General features: G+C 48.7%; 5 protein-coding genes. All 5 read left to right on the forward strand.

Features of this window, described 5'->3' with window-relative positions; all coding sequences use genetic code 11:
* Positions 1–284: 284 nt before the first annotated feature.
* From ACE5KN_RS14185 to ACE5KN_RS14205, 5 genes are read left to right on the forward strand one after another with little or no spacing between them, the layout of a single operon-like run.
* The gene (locus ACE5KN_RS14185; protein WP_375523795.1) at positions 285–1,763 is read left to right on the forward strand and encodes an argininosuccinate lyase; all 1,479 of its coding nucleotides are present in this window, start codon (positions 285–287) and stop codon (positions 1,761–1,763) included.
* Positions 1,764–1,784: 21 nt separating this feature from the next.
* Positions 1,785–2,675, forward strand: coding sequence for a GHMP family kinase ATP-binding protein (locus ACE5KN_RS14190; protein ID WP_375523796.1), 891 nt, complete (start codon positions 1,785–1,787; stop codon positions 2,673–2,675).
* Positions 2,676–2,723: 48 nt separating this feature from the next.
* Positions 2,724–9,233, forward strand: coding sequence for a non-ribosomal peptide synthetase (locus ACE5KN_RS14195; protein WP_375523797.1), 6,510 nt, complete (start codon positions 2,724–2,726; stop codon positions 9,231–9,233).
* Positions 9,234–9,266: 33 nt separating this feature from the next.
* Positions 9,267–16,397, forward strand: a complete 7,131-nt coding sequence (locus ACE5KN_RS14200) for a non-ribosomal peptide synthetase (protein ID WP_375523798.1) — start codon at positions 9,267–9,269, stop codon at positions 16,395–16,397.
* A complete protein-coding gene (locus ACE5KN_RS14205; RefSeq protein ID WP_375523799.1) occupies positions 16,398–18,467 on the forward strand; it encodes an amino acid adenylation domain-containing protein in 2,070 nt (689 codons plus the stop codon).
* The last annotated feature ends 10 nt before the right edge of the window (positions 18,468–18,477 follow it).

An 18,477-nucleotide genomic window follows, 5' to 3' on the forward strand; every position in this document is an offset into this window, starting at 1 on the left:
ACCATAAACTTTGTATTTATGTAAATGATTTCAAAAGGAATCATGTATAGGTCAAAGATCTGAATTTTTGAACAGATTCCACTACTCATCCAGTGCATTATCCTCAACAAAGTTGAACTATCCTCTCTTTCAGCAGTTTTTCTTCTATGTGAAACAAAAATCAAACATAAAATGCATAATAGTAACGAAAACTTCTTTAGAAAAACCATCTCTTCGTATAACAAGCGTATTTTATAACCATTTCTATTATACTAAATATTTTTACCACAGACTGGAGGAATGTAATGAACCCAATCAATGAGTTTAATAGAAGTATGCTAACCGGCCGGCTGTTGGATCAGCCCAATTCTTTCATTCATGACGAGATCCTGAACCCCCAATTCAGGTATGAGGTTAATCATTTATTACCCTATTACATACTGATAGAGAAAGTAATAACCAGAGAGTACGAGCGAATGGGATTACTGGGATCTGAAGCCCTGCAGAATATTATGTTTCTGCTTGACCAGATTGACCCTGAGACATTAGTAGGCAGCCCCCAGGGCAATATGACGGATATTTTGTTTGCTATTGAGTGTTATGTGGAACAGAATGCAAGCAACCCGATTACAGCGTGGCATCTCGATAGAAGCCGAAATGATGTGCAGGCAACAGCCCAGTTGATGTTGGCAAGAGACAAACTGTTGGAAATTGTTGAATCGTTGCTCGAACTTTCCGATGAGACTCATAAATTGGCGCAAGAACATATAGATGTTCGAATGCCAGGTTATACGCATTATCAATCAGCACAAATCATTAGTGTAGGCTTCTTTTTTACAGCTCTCATTGAACAGTTAGGCAAAATCATCGATCGCTTGATCAGCCAATGGGGGAGCATTGATGAATGCCCACTAGGTTCAGGTGCCATGTCTGGCCTGGAATTACAGTGGGATCGTAAACGAATGGCATGTATGCTTGGCTTTGAAAGACCTTGCCGACATGCATTGATGGGCGTTGCCAGCAAGGAGTATATGCTGCTTATCGGTGCTGAACTATCTACTGCCAGTGTAACATTAACTCGGTTTGTGACGGATTTTATGAACTGGGGAAGCAGTGAATACAGATTCATTGATCTGCCGGATCATTTGTGCGGGATTTCTTCAGCCATGCCTCAAAAGAAAAATTTAACTGTTTTGGAACGGATTAGAGGGAAGCTGGCCCACATTTCAGCGTATTATGTAGATTTTGTGATGGGGCAGCAAAGGACCCCCTACACAAATTTAGTCGAGACAGCGAAAGAAGGGGGGAGCAATTTTTTATCGATGCTCACGACTATGCACTTGGCGATCAAGCTTCTGACTCATGTGATATCGAATATGCAATTTAATAGAGACCGTATGGACAAAATCTGCAATCAGGAGTTTTTCGGAGGATTTTCTTTAGCTAACTATCTGACTCAGCAGTTTGATATTCCTTACCGGATCTCGCAAATTGTGGCCGGAAAATATATTACCAGCATGATTGAGCACGACAGGCTTCCCGCAGACGTTGACCAGCGATTGCTTCAGGAACTGTGTCTCGAGTTTGGATTTCCGACAGTGATCAAAGAGGATGTATTGGCCCGCCTGTTTTCTGCTGATGCTGGCTTATCCATGAAACAATCTCTTGGTTCTACCCATCCTGATCAAGTGGCTGCTTTGCTTTCCATACAGGAACGTGAACGAAAAATACAAAGGGAGGACTTGCGCAAGAAAAAAGAGCAATGCCAAACATATTTACTTTAGTGAATCTAGGGGGATGGCCAGATGAGCTCGCATTTGGAAGAGAAAAATGTAGCCAAGCATATCGGAATCGGTAAGTCATTCGGAACCTTTGGTGAATTACTTCAGGGTGTGGGGACAGATAACCAGAACTTTCTGATTACCCTCCCTATCAGCCGTTATTCACAAGTAACGTTCGAGTCTCAGCCGGACTTTCCTGATTTGATTGTGTCTCCCAGCTATAAATTGAAATCCAAACAAATAGCACTCCGGCTTCTTCGACTTTATAACCTTCCCATCGGTGGAGTGATCGAGATCAGCAGCAATATTCCGGTCGGAAAGGGATTGGCCAGCTCTTCGGCAGATATTGTGGCAACGGCCCGCGCCATTGATCATTGCTTTGCTTTAAATATGTCTACAGAGCAGATTGAGCGGTTAATTCAGGAAATTGAGCCGACTGACGGGGTGATGTATGAGGGGATTGTTTCTTATTACCATCGTGATGTGAGGCTTCGCGAACGTTTGGGCCCCGTGCCAGACATGTCAATTGTGAGCCTTGACGAAGGAGGTGAAGTGGATACCACCGAGTTTAACAAAATTTCCAAGCCTTTTGGCGCTGCAGAAAAATCCGAATATGACGAGTTGCTTGAAAGCATATCCTCCGCGATAAAGAAAAATAACCTCAAGATCATGGGCGAAATTTCTACACGCAGCGCGTTAATGAATCAGGGGCTGCTGGAAAAGAAGCAGATGGATCAGGTGCTTGATATTTGCAATACGGTCAATGGTTTGGGCATTGTGATCACACATAGCGGCACCTGTATCGGAATCTTGCTGGACAAGTCCGATACGAACTACTTCCGGCAATTACATAACGCTTACCATTTGATGAGCGAACTGAATGGCGTGGTTACGATTTTTCATACGAATACGTAGCATTTATTGAAAAAAACTAATCGGAATCTATGGGAGGAGAATCAGAGTATGGAAACGGGTACACGCAAGTCCGCACTCTCTGCCGCCAAACAGGAGTTGTTTCATAAACTGCTGCAGCAAAAAGGTGAAAGTCATGCTGTGCAGACAGCCATTCGTCCCGTATCGCGAACAGGGCACACGCCGGTGTCCTCGGCTCAAAAAAGACTTTGGTTTTTGGACCAGTTATATCCGCAAAACTCCTTTTACAATATCCCGTTCCTGTTTCGTCTCCAAGGAAAACTTAACATGGCCGCATTGTTAAGCAGCCTTCAGCACATTGTCAGCAGGCACGAATCCCTCAGAACCACATTTTCTGTCAACGATGGAGAACCTGTGCAGATCATCCATGACCAAGCCGAATGCAAGTTTGATGTGGTGGACTTAAAGGAGATTTCCGAAAAGGACAGAGAAGCCGCCGCAATGGACTTGTTTCAGCAGGAAGCGCAGACGCCGTTTGATTTATCCGAAGGCCCGTTGATGCGTTCCATCTTGATTTGCATGCAGCCGGAGGACCATATTTTTATTCTCAATATCCACCACATTGTTTTTGACGGCTGGTCGACGGGGGTGTTATGCCATGAGCTGGAGGTTCTGTACCGTGCCCACACCAATGGAGAAACTTCACCTTTACCGGCCTTAACAATCCAATATGCAGATTATACTTACTGGCAGAATGAATATCTGAAAGAAAGCGAAATCAAACGGCAGCTTGCCTATTGGGAGGACAGACTGAGCGGAGAATTGCCTGTTCTTCAGCTGCCCTATGATTTTCCGAGTCCCACCCACCAAACGTTTAAGGGAAAATATACGACATTTGAAATTCCTTCCGAGTTGACGACCGCATTAAAGAATATCAGCCGGGACTACGGGGCCACTCCATTCATGGCATTTTTAACGATCTATAAAATTCTCCTCTTTAGATATACAAGGCAAGCGGACCTAATCGTAGGGACGCCTATTGCTAATCGAAATCTGGAGGAACTTGAGAATCTGGTAGGCTTTTTTGTGAATACTCTGGTGATTCGTACATCCGTGTCAGGGGAAATGTCCTTTGTTGACCTTCTGCGCCAGGTCCAGCAGGAAACCGTGAATGCTTATGCTAATCAGGATGTGCCGTTTGATATGGTTGTCGAGGCGGTGCAGCCTGAAAGAAATTTAAGTGGAACCCCGTTATTTCAGGTGTTGTTTAATTTGATCGATGATGTGAGTTTGGAGCTGGACGGATTGCAGGTTAAGTCGCTTGTGATTGATAATAAAACGTCAAAGTTTGAGATGGAGCTGACTCTGGTCGAAACCGCTGAAGGCATGTCAGGTGGGGTAGAGTACAGTACGGAACGGTTCAAGGAACACACGATCACCCGGCTCATCGAACACTATATGCTTCTGATCAGGGAAATCATTGAGAAGCCAAACCTGCCGATTTCACAGCTGCAGTTCATGTCTGATGAGGAACGCAGACAGCTCTTGTACGAATGGAACGAGACCGCAGTCCCTTATCCGGATGATATCTGTCTGCATGACTTTTTTGTACAGCAGGCTCAACTTACGCCCGATGAAATCGCCGTCACTTTTCAGGATGAACGCCTAACTTACAGGGAGCTGGATCATCTTTCTAACGGGCTGGCATGGAAGCTGCGGACGTATGGAGTAGGGCCGGATGTTTGCGTAGGCATCTGCATGAACCGGTCTATGGAAATGATTGTCGCGGTGCTGGGCGTGCTGAAAGCAGGAGGAGCTTATGTTCCGCTTGATCCGTACTATCCGCAGGACCGTCTGATTTATATTTTAGAGGATACACAGGTTCCAGTAGTGATCACCCAGTCCTCCTTAACCTCACTGCTTGGTAACGTGAACACTAACCTGTTCCTGCTGGATACTATTGAAGAACTGGAGGCTTCCCAAGAGGCTCCAGAGACCGGTGTAGGTCCGGACCATATCCTTTACATTCTTTATACGTCTGGTTCAACAGGTAAGCCGAAAGGTATCATCATGAATCATCGTCCAATTGTCAATTTGATCGCATGGCAGAATAAAAATTTGAAGTCGAAGCATCAGGCGAATGTACTTCAGTTCTCAACCCTCAATTTTGATATGTCCTGCCATGAGATGTTTTCGGCCTTTTGCAACGGAGGGGCCGTAGTTGTTGTTGATGAAAAGACCCGCAAAAATCCGGAGAGGCTGCTTGAGTTGATTGCAGGCCATCAGATTAAGCGTCTTCATTTACCTTACATCAGTCTTCAGCAATTGGCCGAAGCTGCTGAACAAATGGAAGAGATTGAATATGCGGTTACGGATATTACGGTCTCGGGCGAGCAATTACGGGTGACACCTCAAATTAGAAACTGGCTGAAAAAGCTTGGGAATTGTACGGTGCAAAATCACTATGGGCCAACGGAAACCCATGTTGTTACCGCCTATATGATTGACGATATGGACACAGTGCCCTCGCTGCCTCCAATCGGCAAGCCGATTGACAACTGTGAGATATACATCCTGGACAACCACCTTCAACCTGTGCCCGTTGGCGTATACGGTGAACTGTACATTGGCGGAATCTGCCTGGCTAGGGGTTATTTGAACCGGGATGATATAACATCTGACAAATTCATTCCACATCCCTTCTCCAAAGAACAGAATCAACGCATATACAAATCGGGAGACTTGGCCCGCTTCCTGCCGAGCGGAGATGTTGAATTTTTGGGCAGAATCGATGAGCAGGTCAAAATCCGCGGCTTCCGTGTGGAGCCGGGTGAGGTCGAAGCGGTCATCAGCGCTTATCCGGGAATCCGCGAGACGGTAGTGATTGGATGGAAGGACAATCATACGTTGCAGGAGCTGGCAGCCTATATCGTTGCGGATCAGACCATCGCGGAATACGAACTGAGGGATCATATGAAAAAGAAGCTGCCTGACTACATGATCCCTTCAATTTTCATGCAGATCGAGAAAATGCCTCTTACGCCAAGCGGAAAGGTAAGCCGGTCTTCACTGCCGCAACCCAAACGCAACCTGGCTGCTAATGAGAAAGTCGCACCCGTAACAGAGACCGAAAAGAGTATCGCCGCGATTTGGGCTGACATTTTAGGCTGCGAGAGAGTTGGACTTAATGACCACTTTTTTGAGCTTGGCGGACACTCTTTATTGGCCATCAAGGTGATCTCGCGGATTAGAAACGCTTTTCAGGCGGATTTACCTTTATATACGATTTTTGAGTTTCCGCAGCTAAGCGACTTTGTCACCCAGTTGGAAACATACCTTGTCCAGCACGAAAGCCTTGCAAAAGAGAGCATCGTTCCTGTCAAGCGCGAGCCCTATATGCCGCTTTCCTTTGCTCAGGAGAGGATATGGTTTTTTGAGCAGCTTCGGCAGGGGACATCGATGTATAACATTTCCAAGGCTTTAAGAATAAGAGGAGCGTTTGATATCGGAGCTTTACAAAAGAGCTGCCAGCAGTTGATTGGACGCCACGAAATCTTGCGCACCAACTTTGTGGATGTGGACGGATTACCGATGCAGGTTATTCACACGCACCGGACATGTCCGATGCAACAGGTGAACCTGACGCACGGGGAATCGGGGCATCAAGAAGCGGAACTCAAGGCACTGATCGCCAAGGAGGAGCAGCGGCCGTTTGATCTCGCCCAGGATCCGTTAATCAGGACCTTCTTATACCGTCTGAATGATGATGAGTGGGTACTGCTGCTGGTGATGCATCATATCATTTTCGATGGCTGGTCCATGTCTGTACTCGAGCAGGATTTGTGGGAAATTTATGAGAGCTGCAAGCATGACCCGGCTTATCAAGGAGAGGCCCTCCCTTTACAATATGTTGATTATGCGGTGTGGCAGCGCGGCATGCTTCAAGGTACTCTATGGGACAGGCAGTTGAGTTATTGGAAGAACCAGTTGCACGGCAAACTCCCGATATTGCAGCTGCCAACCGATCGGCCGCGCCCTATGGAACAGTCATATAAGGGTGCAAGCATCCGCTTTGTCATGGATGACCGGCTTGCTGCCCAGGCAAGGTTATTCAGCCAGCAAGAAAACGTATCTTTATATATGACGCTGCTTACTGCATTTAAAGTGCTGCTTTATCGGTATACCGGGGAGCAGGACCTGCTGGTTGGGTCCCCCATGACAAACCGCAACCGAATGGAATGGGAGAAACAGATCGGATTTTTCATCAACACCCTGGTGATCCGGACGAACGTGTCTCCGAAGCTTACGTGGAGGGAAGTGCTGTCCAGGGTGAAGAAGGTGGCCATGGAGGCCTTTGCGCACCAGGATATTCCCTTTGAGAAATTGGTGCAGGAACTGCAGCCTGAAAGATCACAAGGTTTTTCCCCCGTCTTTCAGGTGATGTTTTCCGTGCAAAACGCGCAGCATGATGCCTATCCAACCTCAGATCTGCATTTCAGCCATTATGAGCTGGAGAATATCAATTCACTGTTTGATCTGAGTATGTTCGTGGAGGAAGAAAGGGAAAAAATCAACGTAACGATTGAATATGCCGCGGACTTGTTTGAGGAGGCGACGATAGAGCGATTTGCCGGGCATTATTTGCAATTACTGGCGGGCATGCTGCGGCAGCCAGACGAATGCATTTCCCAAGCCCCTTTACTGACTGAGGAGGAGCGGCGGTTGCTTGAAGATTGGAATCACACGGATGCGACCTATTCGGAGAACAGCAGCATATACGAGTTATTTGAAAAAAACGCTCATCGCCGTTCGCTGGCCGTGGCCATTGAAGATGGTGAACGGCAGGTCACTTATCAGGAGCTTCATGCCCTGGCCGAGGAAATTGCGTCTATGCTGCGTGCCAGACAGGCGGGAGCTGGTATGGTCATAGGCATTTATCTGGGGCGCTCGCTGGAGCTGGTTGCATCTATGCTGGGGATTTTGAAAACAGGGGCCTGCTTTGTCCCGCTCGATCCTGAATATCCCATTGACCGGATCATGTGGATGGTTGAGGACAGCCGTATGCCCGTCATCCTGACTCACTCCCAGCTGACGGGTCGGTTGCCGGTTGAAACTGAGCGGATAATACGGGTTGACCAGCTCGCTTCAGGAGAGGGAACAGACTGTACATTGGATCACCCTGCCGTATCTGTAGACCAGCCTGCATACGTGATCTATACTTCCGGTTCCACAGGCAAGCCCAAAGGGGTTATGATTTCGCAGCGCTCGCTGGCAGATCATGTCCAGTCGGTCATGGTGGATAACAAGCTGAATGAAGAGGACCGGATTGTACAATTTTCAGCGATCAGCTTCGACTTTTCTATCCATGAAATGTTTCCGGCGCTGCTGGCGGGAGCGACATTGGTGCTGCGTCCGAAGTCGGTGCTGGATACGCATGAATTTATACGCTGGTTAGTTGTCAAGCGCATAAGTGTGCTGTACCTGCCGACAGCATATTGGCATCTCATGATCAGTGAATGGGAAGACACCGATGCCTTTCCTCCTTCCTTAAAGCTGCTGTCTGTCGGGGGAGAGAAAGCCTCATCGGCCATGTACAAGAAATGGAGGCAAATCACGCAAGGGCGCATTCGTTGGAGCAACGCCTACGGACCGACAGAAACAACGGTAGCGGCGACTGCTTTTTACGATGACCTTGACCCGCTCCATGAGGAACATACCGATATCCCGATCGGAAGACCATTGCCGAACACGCAAATTTATATTTTGGACGATCTATTACAGCCAGTCCCGATTGGGGTTGCGGGAGAATTGTATATAGGCGGAACCCGCCTGGCCCTGGGCTATCTGCAACAGCCTGAGTTAACGGCGAAGGCGTTTATTACGAATCCGTTCCGTCAAGGGCAACGTCTATACCGGACAGGTGATTATGTGCGTTATCGGCCCGACGGTCAGGTCGAATATATCGGAAGAAAGGATTCACAGGTAAAAATCAGGGGCTATCGTGTGGAGCTGCGAGAGATCGAAGCCTGCTTGGAGCAGCTTTCTGGAGTTGAGCAGGCACTGGTGATGGTCAGAGAGGATATGTCTGCTTCGGAGAAGCAGCTTGCTGCTTATGTGAAATGCGAAGACGGGGAGAGCGCATTGGACCGGATCCGCCGGGAAGTAAAGCAGTATCTGCCGGCATATATGCATCCTTCCTTCTTTATCGCACTGGAGTCTTTCCCGGTAACAACGGGGGGAAAGGTAGACCGGGAGCTTCTGCCCAAGCCGGATGTTTACCCGGCAGCAGATCCTGCTCAGGAGATGCCGTCCAATGAAACGGAGGTTAGATTGCATCAGATTTGGCGCCAAATCCTGCAGCGTGAGGCTGTTGGCACGACGGAGAACTTTTTTGACATTGGTGGCCATTCTCTGCTCGCTACCCAGGTTATCTCACAGATTCGAAAGGAATTTGCCAAAAATGTGCCGATCAAGACGATATTCGATGCACCGACGATTGTTGAACTGGCTCAGGCCGTAGATGCGATAAATCCGGTTGAGCCGGACAGCAAGATATCCATTCCGAGGGTATCCAGGCAGGCCAGAGATATAAGATCTTAGAGTTGTCATTTTAGCATAAAGGAGGCTGACCGATTGAGCACATCGTTCATCAGTAATCACTATGTGTTTCCAGCTTCTTTTGCCCAGCGAAGGATATGGTTTGTACAGGAAACGATATCCGATCCTTCCGTCTATCATGTGCCGCTGCTGTATAAGCTTCACGGGCCGGTTCAAATGGAGCTGCTCCAGCAATCAGTCAATAAACTGGTGGAACGGCATGAATCCTTGAGAACATATTTTGCGATGGAAGACAATGAAATTGTGCAAGTTATCGTTCCGGAGCTGGACTGTGTCATAGACCATGTTCAGATCCACGCCGAGGCCGTCATGCAAGTACAGGGGCGGATGATGGACGAGATCCGCAGACCATTTTCGTTGGAGCAGGCACCGCTTTTTCGTATGATTCTTTATTCCATCAATCCGCACGATCACTATTTGCTGATCAATATGCATCATATTATTACGGATGGCTGGTCTTACTCCGTTTTCATGAGGGAGTTAAGCATGCTGTACTCAGCTGCGCTGAGAGAAGAGGAAGCTGAGCTGCCGGAGCTTCCTATTCAGGTGGCTGACTTCTCTCAGTGGCAAAAAGAGAATTTACAGGGAGGGTTATTGGAAAAGCAACTCTGCTTTTGGGAAAAGCATTTGGAAGGGGAACTGCCTGTTCTCGATCTGCCGACGAACCCTTCCAGGCCGAGTGTAATCGATAATACGGGCGCATCTTTCGATTTTACCGTTCCGCTTGAGCTCTCCCAAAGATTTGCCCAGCTTTGCAGCAGCAGTGGAATGACCTTATATATCGGCTTATTAGCTGTATATCAAGTGCTGCTGGCCCGCTATTCGGGACAAGACGATATCATTACCGGTACACCGATTGCGAATCGCCATCATGATCAGCTTGAGAATGTAATCGGGATGTTTGTCAACACGGTAGTGTTGCGCTCTCGGCTGCGTCACAATCCGACTTTTCGGGATATGCTGCGGGAGCTGAGAATGACAGCCATAGAAGCCTATGAGCATCAGGATACTCCCTTTGAAATGCTGGTAGAGCGTCTTTCTCCGGAAAGAAACCTTGGACAGACACCGGTATTTCAGGCGATGTTCGCTTTCCAGAATCATCCCAAGCTGGAATTGGAATTGCCTCATGTTCATATCACTCCGGTGGAGTTGGATCTAGGTACCGCCAAGTTTGAGCTTTATCTGGATATCACTGAAACGGCGAAAGGTTTGCTTGGGGTTTTCGAATACCAAAAGCAATTATATGATCACAACCTTATAGAGCAGCTGTCCGTGCATTTTATTGGCCTGCTAGAGAGCATTTTAGAAGACCCGGACCAACGTGTGTGGCACATCCCTTTTATAAGTGAGCAAGAGAAACAGAGTCTGCTTGACCGGCTGCATCATCAGTCCAATATCGCTCTCCACTGGCAGGGCGACGAATGCTGCCACCAAAGGTTTGAGAGAGTAGCCACTAATGCACCCGATGCTGCAGCCGTTAGCTGCAATGGCCAGACGCTTACCTATTTTGAGCTAAACCAAAATGCCAATCAAATAGCTTGGCATTTACGGAAGAATGGCATTGGTCCAGGGTCTGCTGTAGGAATATGGCTCAGCCCTTCCCTGGACTTTGTTCTCAGCATACTTGCGATCTGGAAAGCAGGCGGCTGTTATGTTGCCTTGAATCCCGATTATCCAGTGGAGAAGAACAGCTCCACGCTGCAAGCAGCGGATTTATCTTACATCCTCACGAATCAAATGAATCAAAGGGATATCCCGGAAGGCGATCATACGGTCATCTGCCTGGAGCAGCTTGGGCCTGTGGGAGAGTCGGACAGCAATCCTTACAGCCCGGCAGCGCCCCATCATGCGGCATATCAAATTTATACCACTGATGCGTCCGGCAGCCATCAAGCTGTCAGCGTGCCTCATTACAGGCTGATGAAACGGTTCGAAGCGGCAGCTGGGGAATTTGGGTATCAGATCAGCGATGTCTGGACTTTACTGCATTCTCCGGATAGTGGGCTGGCCGTTTGGGAAATGCTGTGCCCTCTCTTGTCCGGTGGAAAATTGGTGATCGTACCAAACTGGATTGCGAAGACTCCTAAATATTTGCATGAGCTGCTGATCAAAGAGAAGGTGTCGATTCTTACTCTAACGAATGCGTCGTTTTTCTCATGGGTCGCTTTGGACGAGATCAACATCAAGGACAAGCTGTATCTTCGTACAGTCTTTGTCAAAGGAAAGATGCTGGCAGCGCCGCCCTTGGATGACTGGTTTAAACGTCATGCTCATTCGCACCCCGAGCTTATTCAGATGTACAGCAGCGATGAGCTGGGAGGGCCAGTTGGCTATCGGACCATTCATGCGCATGGGGACAATGGAGGAAGACAGAATCGGAGGATAGACGTTCCTGCGGGCGGACTGGCGATTTATATTGTGGATGCGAATGGCGAATTCGTGCCTGCAGGCGTTGCAGGAACGCTCTATGTGGGGGAACCGGACACGGGCAGCGCAAAACTGTTTCATACCAAGTTGAAAGATGGGCGCTGGAGTTATCATACCGTGAATCAAGACCGGGGCGTCTGGTTGTACCGGACTGACGATATCGGACGTTTGTTGCAAAATGGTGAAATCGAGTATTTACGAAGCTCGGGAGGACACGCGGAACTGGGCGAATTTTATGCCAGGCTTGAAGAAATAAGAAGGGCTTGCATTCAACATGGCTTCATACGAGAGGCTGCCATCCGGGCTGTTCGGGATGAACATGAAGTTGAGCAGTTGACGGCTTATCTGGTCGCTGAAGCTGATCAGGACGTATCCGTGCAAGAGGTGCAAGCTTATCTGCGGAATAAGCTGCCGGAACATATGATTCCGTCAACGATGCATTGGGTTGAGAGCCTTCCCCGTCAAGAAGACGGAGAGATTGACTATAAGCTCCTGCGAAGACAAACAGAGCATAAAGCAAAACAGCGCTCCTATTCTCCACCCTCCAACTGGATGGAAGAGACATTGGCAGGTATCTGGGAGCGTAGTTTGGAACTCCTGAAAGTCGGCGTGGATGACAATTACTTTGTGTGTGGAGGAGACTCCATTCGCATGCTATCGATGATTGCCCTGGCAAGAGAGTGCAATTTGCATTTTGACATCAGGGATCTGCTGTCCCATCAGACGATCCGGGAGCTGGCGCCGCATGTAAAGATGGTACAGCAGACTTCACAAGCCCCTGAGGAAAAGTTTGATTTGGTCCCGGATACAGATCGGGCAAAGCTTCCCAGGGATGTAACAGATGCTTATCCGCTGACTCAACTGCAAAACGGCATGCTGTTTCATAGCGAACTGTATCCCGAATCCAGGCTGTACCATGATATGCTTCGGTTTTCAATTCACGCTCCTTTCCAAAAAGACGTGTGGGAGAACGCTTTACGGAAGCTGGTCAGCCGTCATCCGATTTTGCGCACCACCTTCGACTTGTCCGGTTACAGCATTCCTCTGCAATTGGTGCATGAAGCAGGTGAACTGCAGCTCAAGTACTTCCAATTAAGCGGATTGAACCCTGAGCGGCACCAGGAATGGATTCAGGATTGGGTGGAGGAGGAACTAGATACGCCCTTTGACTGGAGTCATTCATTGTTCCGAGTCTATATCCATCAGCTTGCGGATGATTGGATTCAACTGTTTGCAGTGTTTCACCACTCCCTTCTGGACGGCTGGAGTGTGAACCTTATTATGGTAGAGCTGTTTGAAACGGTTGATCGTATCCTGCAAGGGCAGGACTCGGAAAAAGTATCGCCATTGCAGTCCACATTCAAGCAGTATGTCAAAGAGGAATTAGATGCTGTTCAATCCATAGAGCATAAGCAATACTGGCAACGGCAGCTGCAGGGATTTTCAAGAGTCAAGCTGCCCCAATGGCAGGAGAGCAAACCTAGACCCCCAGAAATGAAAATCAGAGATGTAGAGATATCCATATCTCTTTTGCAGGCTGTGCAGGCTTTGGCACAGAGGACGCTGATTCCGGTCAAAAGCTGGCTGTTGGCGGTTCATATGCAAATTTTAAAAACGTTGACTAATCAGCAGGACATTACGACAGGGGTGCTTTTTCACGGTCGTCTTGAGCAGAAGGATGGAGACCGAGCTCTGGGTTTATTCCTGAACACGCTGCCTTTCCGTATGCAGCTGAATGGCGGAACTTGGGCACAGATCGCGGAAAAAGCATGGGAAACCGAGAAGGAAATGCTGCAATACCGCCGATATCCCATGGCACAAATTCAACAGGATGCAGGTGGTGGCAAGTTATTTGAAACCTTTTTTAACTTCACTCACTTCTATGTGTCTGAACAAAAAATAAATTCTTACGCGAAATTGCGCATTCGTGAGGAACTGGGCTTTGCTGACAACAGTTTCCCGTTCGGGGTTGAATTTTCACTGGAGGGGGAGAACCCTGAGCTAATATTGAGGCTCCGCTGGGATCAAGCTCTCTTCACCGAGGCGCAAATGGAGCGGATTGCCGGGTACTACCAGAATGCCCTGGCAGGAATCGCTTACCATTCCCATGAAGTGGCTGACCAATTTTCCTTGCTGCCGGACCGGGAGCTTCATGAAATTGCACAGTGGAATCAAACATCCCGTCATTTTCCGGAAACTCATCTGATACATGAGCTGTTCGAGCAGCAGGCAGAGAGAACGCCTGACCAAATGGCTCTGATTTATAAGGAGCATCGGTTAACCTACCGCCAATGTAATGAAGAGGCCAATCGGATCGCCCATTACTTACGAAAGCAAAACATCGGACCGGATGTAAAAGTAGGAATTTGCCTGGAGAGGTCGGTTGAGATGGTTACGGCCTTGCTTGGTATCTTAAAGGCGGGCGGCGCGTATGTACCCATTCATCCGCTTCATCCAATGGCCCATAACCGTGGATTAATCCATGACGCTGAGCTGGAGCTCGTCATAACAAGCGAGGAATGGACTTCGTTATTTAACGATTACGAAGGCACAGTTTTGTACATGGAGCAGATCGGACAGGACTTGGCTGTTGAGCCTGTGGAAAATGTGAATGCCCCGGCCCATCCGGAGCAGCTTGCTTATATGATTTACACGTCCGGCTCGACCGGAAAACCCAAAGGTGTCTTGATTGAGCATAAGGCGATTGCCAATCGGCTGCTCTGGATGCAGAACAAGTATCGGCTGAATGAAAGTGACCGGGTGCTGCAAAAAACGCCATTTACATTTGATGTCTCAGTATGGGAGTTCTTTTGGCCTTTACTGGCTGGAGCGGCCCTTGTCATTGCGGAGCCTGAGGGGCATAAAGACCCGGAATATCTGGCAAGGCTCATCGGGGAGGAGCGCATTACAACCATTCATTTTGTTCCTTCTATGCTTTATGCCTTTCTATCACAAGCAGGAGTGGAGCAGTGCACGAGCCTGCGGCGGGTCATTTGCAGCGGAGAAGCGCTATCCCCTGCGTTAAAGCAGCTATTTTTCGAAAAGCTGTCCTGTGAACTGCATAATCTATATGGCCCTACGGAAGCGGCCGTGGATGTGACCAGCTGGGAATGCAAACGTGAGGATACCCAGGTGCCCATCGGCTATCCGATCGCCAACATCTATATCCGGTTGTTGAATGAACAGATGCAGCCTGTACCTGTTGGTGTGCCAGGTGAGCTGTATATTGGCGGAGTTGGCTTGGCTCGTGGCTATCATAACCGTCCGGAGTTAACCGCCGAACGATTCATAGCGGACCCGTTCAGCAAAGATCCGCATGCGCGTCTCTATAAGACAGGGGATGAAGCAAGGTACCTGCCGGGCGGGGCTATCGAATATATTGGTCGTCTGGATCATCAGGTGAAAATACGCGGTCATCGTGTCGAACTGGGAGAAATCGAAGCCAGGCTGGCAGAGTTTCCTGAAGTTAGAGAATGTGTGGTACAGACCATGGAGGACCTGCACCAGCACCTGCAATTAGTGGCCTACATCGTCAAAAAGCAGCCTGACATTCAGATTTCCGTAAAGCAGTTATACGATTTTCTGAGGGAACGGATTCCTGAATACATGATCCCGGCCCGTTGGATGTTCATCGAAGAGCTGCCGCTAACGGCGAGTGGAAAAGCGGACCGAAAAGCTCTACCGTGTCCTGATGTCAGTTCTTTCGCGCAGCAGGATGCCGAATATCAGGCGCCAAGGGATGACCTGGAGCAAAAGTTGGCAGCCATTTGGGAAAAGGTACTTCATATATCCGCACCTGGCATCAGGGACTCCTTTTTTCATCTGGGAGGAAGCTCGCTGCATGCCGTTCAGCTTATGGCAAGCGTGGAGCGGGAGTTTGCTCGTAAATTACCGTTATCCACCATACTGGAAAATGATACGATTGAACGTCTGGCGGAATTGCTGCGAAATAAACAGGAATCGGAGCAGAAACCGTCGGCTCTTGTAACGTTAAGATCCTCCGGCTTCCAGCCCCCCCTGTTCTGCATTCATCCTGTGGGAGGAAGTGTCATTTGCTACAATGCTTTTCCCGAAGCTTTAGGCGAAGATTGGCCCATGTATGCCATTCAGGCAGAGCACAGAATGGGGGAGCGTCCACCTTCTTCAATTAAGGAGATGGCCAAGCAGTATATTCGGCTCATAAGAACAGTGCAGCCCGCTGGACCTTATTCACTGCTCGGCTGGTCGTTCGGCGGAGTTGTCGCTCATGAAATGGCCTGCCAGCTCCGGATGGAAGGAGAAGCTGTTGCAATATTGGCGCTGTTGGATGCAAGACTCAAGTCCCCGGATGAAGGCGAGCCTGAGCTTTCGGAGGAAGAATGGAAGGATTATTTCCTGAATGATTTGGCAGCTGTGCAACTGATGGGAAGAGACACCGTGGACAAGGAGGCTTGGGACCAGGGAGAGGAAGGCCTGAGTCATTTTTATAGCTTGTTCAAATCCAACTATAAGGCGATGCTTAAGCATGCCCCCCAATGGTTTGACGGAACATTAACCTGGTTCGGGGCTAAGGAGGAAGAAGCAGACTTCGCCACGGATAACGTATGGAGCAGTCATGCAAGGCAGGTCGACAGCATCATGCTTGAGGGAGACCATTATTCCATCATGAATGCCGCGAATGTACAGCGGATTGCAGCCTATCTGAAATCCTATAATCCTGAAGTGAAGGAGTCGGTCTGATTGTCAGTCCAATTGCTGTATAAAACGCTTATAAATAATGAGGGACAGTATTCAATTTGGCCTGCGGAAGAAAAAAATGCTTATGGCTGGAAGGATGCGGGTTTTGAAGGAACGCTTGAAGAATGCCTGAAGGAGATTGGGAGTGTCTGGCAGGATATGCGTCCATTGAGCTTGCGGCAGCAGAAGCCTGCAAATGAAAATGAAACACTGAATGTGGGGAAGATTTCCACCGGCTCCGAGCATTTGGAGGAGGAAAGCTCATGGAACGGGAGCGTCAAGCCCTTGGCCCCTCCCTCCTGCATTCACCAGTTATTTGAGAGCCATGTCCGCACAGCTCCCGATTCCTATGCTTTAACCTATAATGGCCGTCATATGACTTACCGGCAAGTGGATGAAGAGGCGGAGGCATTAGCGAACAGATTGGCACAATTTCAGATCGGGCCTGACAGCGTTGTTATGGTGTTTGCCGAGCGTTCCTTTGAACTTGTGATCTCTCTATTAGCTATCCTGAAGGCAGGTGGTTGTTATCTTTCCTTGGAGACAACGATTCCGCAGGCACGGCTGGATTTTATCATAGGGGATGCCGATCCAGGGCTTATCATAACCCAACATAAATTCAAAGAGCATTTCACGAATCAAGCTGTTCCGATACTGCTGCTGGATGACAAAGAGGTTTTCATCAGCCAGGCCCCTCAAAGAAACAAGGTGGCAGTAAATCCGGAGCATCTAGCTTATATCAGTTATACATCAGGTTCCACGGGCACTCCGAAAGGGGTATGTGTGCCTCATAGAGCCGTTGCCCGTCTGGTTAATAACCCGAAGGATTTCTCTTTTTCTTCAGAGGATGTATTCCTCCTCATTTCACCGGTAGCTTTTGATGCCTCGACCTTTGAAATTTGGGCACCTCTCACCAATGGGGGACGGCTCGTTATTTATGACTGTGGCATGATTCAGCCGGATTTGCTGGCAGACACCATTCAAACAGAAGGCGTTACGACATTGTGGCTAACGGCTGGACTATTTCAGGTCATGGTTAATTCCTATCTGGAGGCTTTTGCCGGCCTGAAGCATGTTATAGCGGGCGGGGACGTGATTTCCACCGTACACCTTGAGCTTCTTTTGAAAGCTCATCCGCATTTGATGTTTACCAACGGATACGGTCCAACTGAAAATACGACCTTCTCCACTTGCTGGACAACAAACCAGATGACTTCACATTCTACGGTGCCGATCGGCTCGCCAATAAACGGAACCTGGGTTATGATCTGTGATTCCAATTTGAATCCATCATCCGTGGGGCAGGAAGGGGAATTGTATGTTGCCGGAACGGGATTGGCCCGCGGTTATCTCAATAATCCGGTGGAGACGGCGAGCAGGTTCATTCCCAATCCTTGGAGCAAGATTCCGGGGGCAAGAATGCTGAGGACCGGTGATCTTGCCCGCTGGCTCGAGGACGGCAGTATCGAGTTTATTGGACGAGCGGACAGGCAGGTCAAGATACAGGGCTACAGGGTTGAGCCGGATGAAATTGAGCTGGCTGTAATCAAACATTCAGATGTACAGGCTGCAGTAGTTACGACACAAGAGGATGGGGTTGGGAACAAGCGCTTGCTCGCATATGTTGTGCTCCGGGATTTCGTCACCAATGAATCAGAGCCTTTGGCCAGCTTGCATGCCTACTTGTCCCGACAACTGCCCCCATATATGATTCCATGGGCCATAATGCCCATAGCAGAAATGCCATTGACGCCCAATGGGAAGGTGGACCGCAATCAATTACCTGCGGCCGTGCGTTCACCACGTCGATTGAACACCCCTTATACTGCACCACGAAATTCAGTGGAATCAGCTCTTGCCAGGCTGTGGGGGGAGACTTTGGCGGTTGAGCCTGTCGGTATCCACGACAATTTTTTCTCGATTGGCGGCGACTCGCTTACACTATCCGAGTTAATCGTAAGAATGGAGAGTATGCTGGATATGGCTATATCCGCCCGCTTTCTCTATCTGAAACCAACAATTGCTGAGCTTGCCGTTATGATCGAAGACAGTAAACGGGCCGTAAAAGGCTGACCCAAGGAGG

It is taken from the genome of Paenibacillus terreus, assembly GCF_042138595.1.
In the GTDB taxonomy this organism is placed as follows: domain Bacteria; phylum Bacillota; class Bacilli; order Paenibacillales; family Paenibacillaceae; genus Paenibacillus; species Paenibacillus terreus.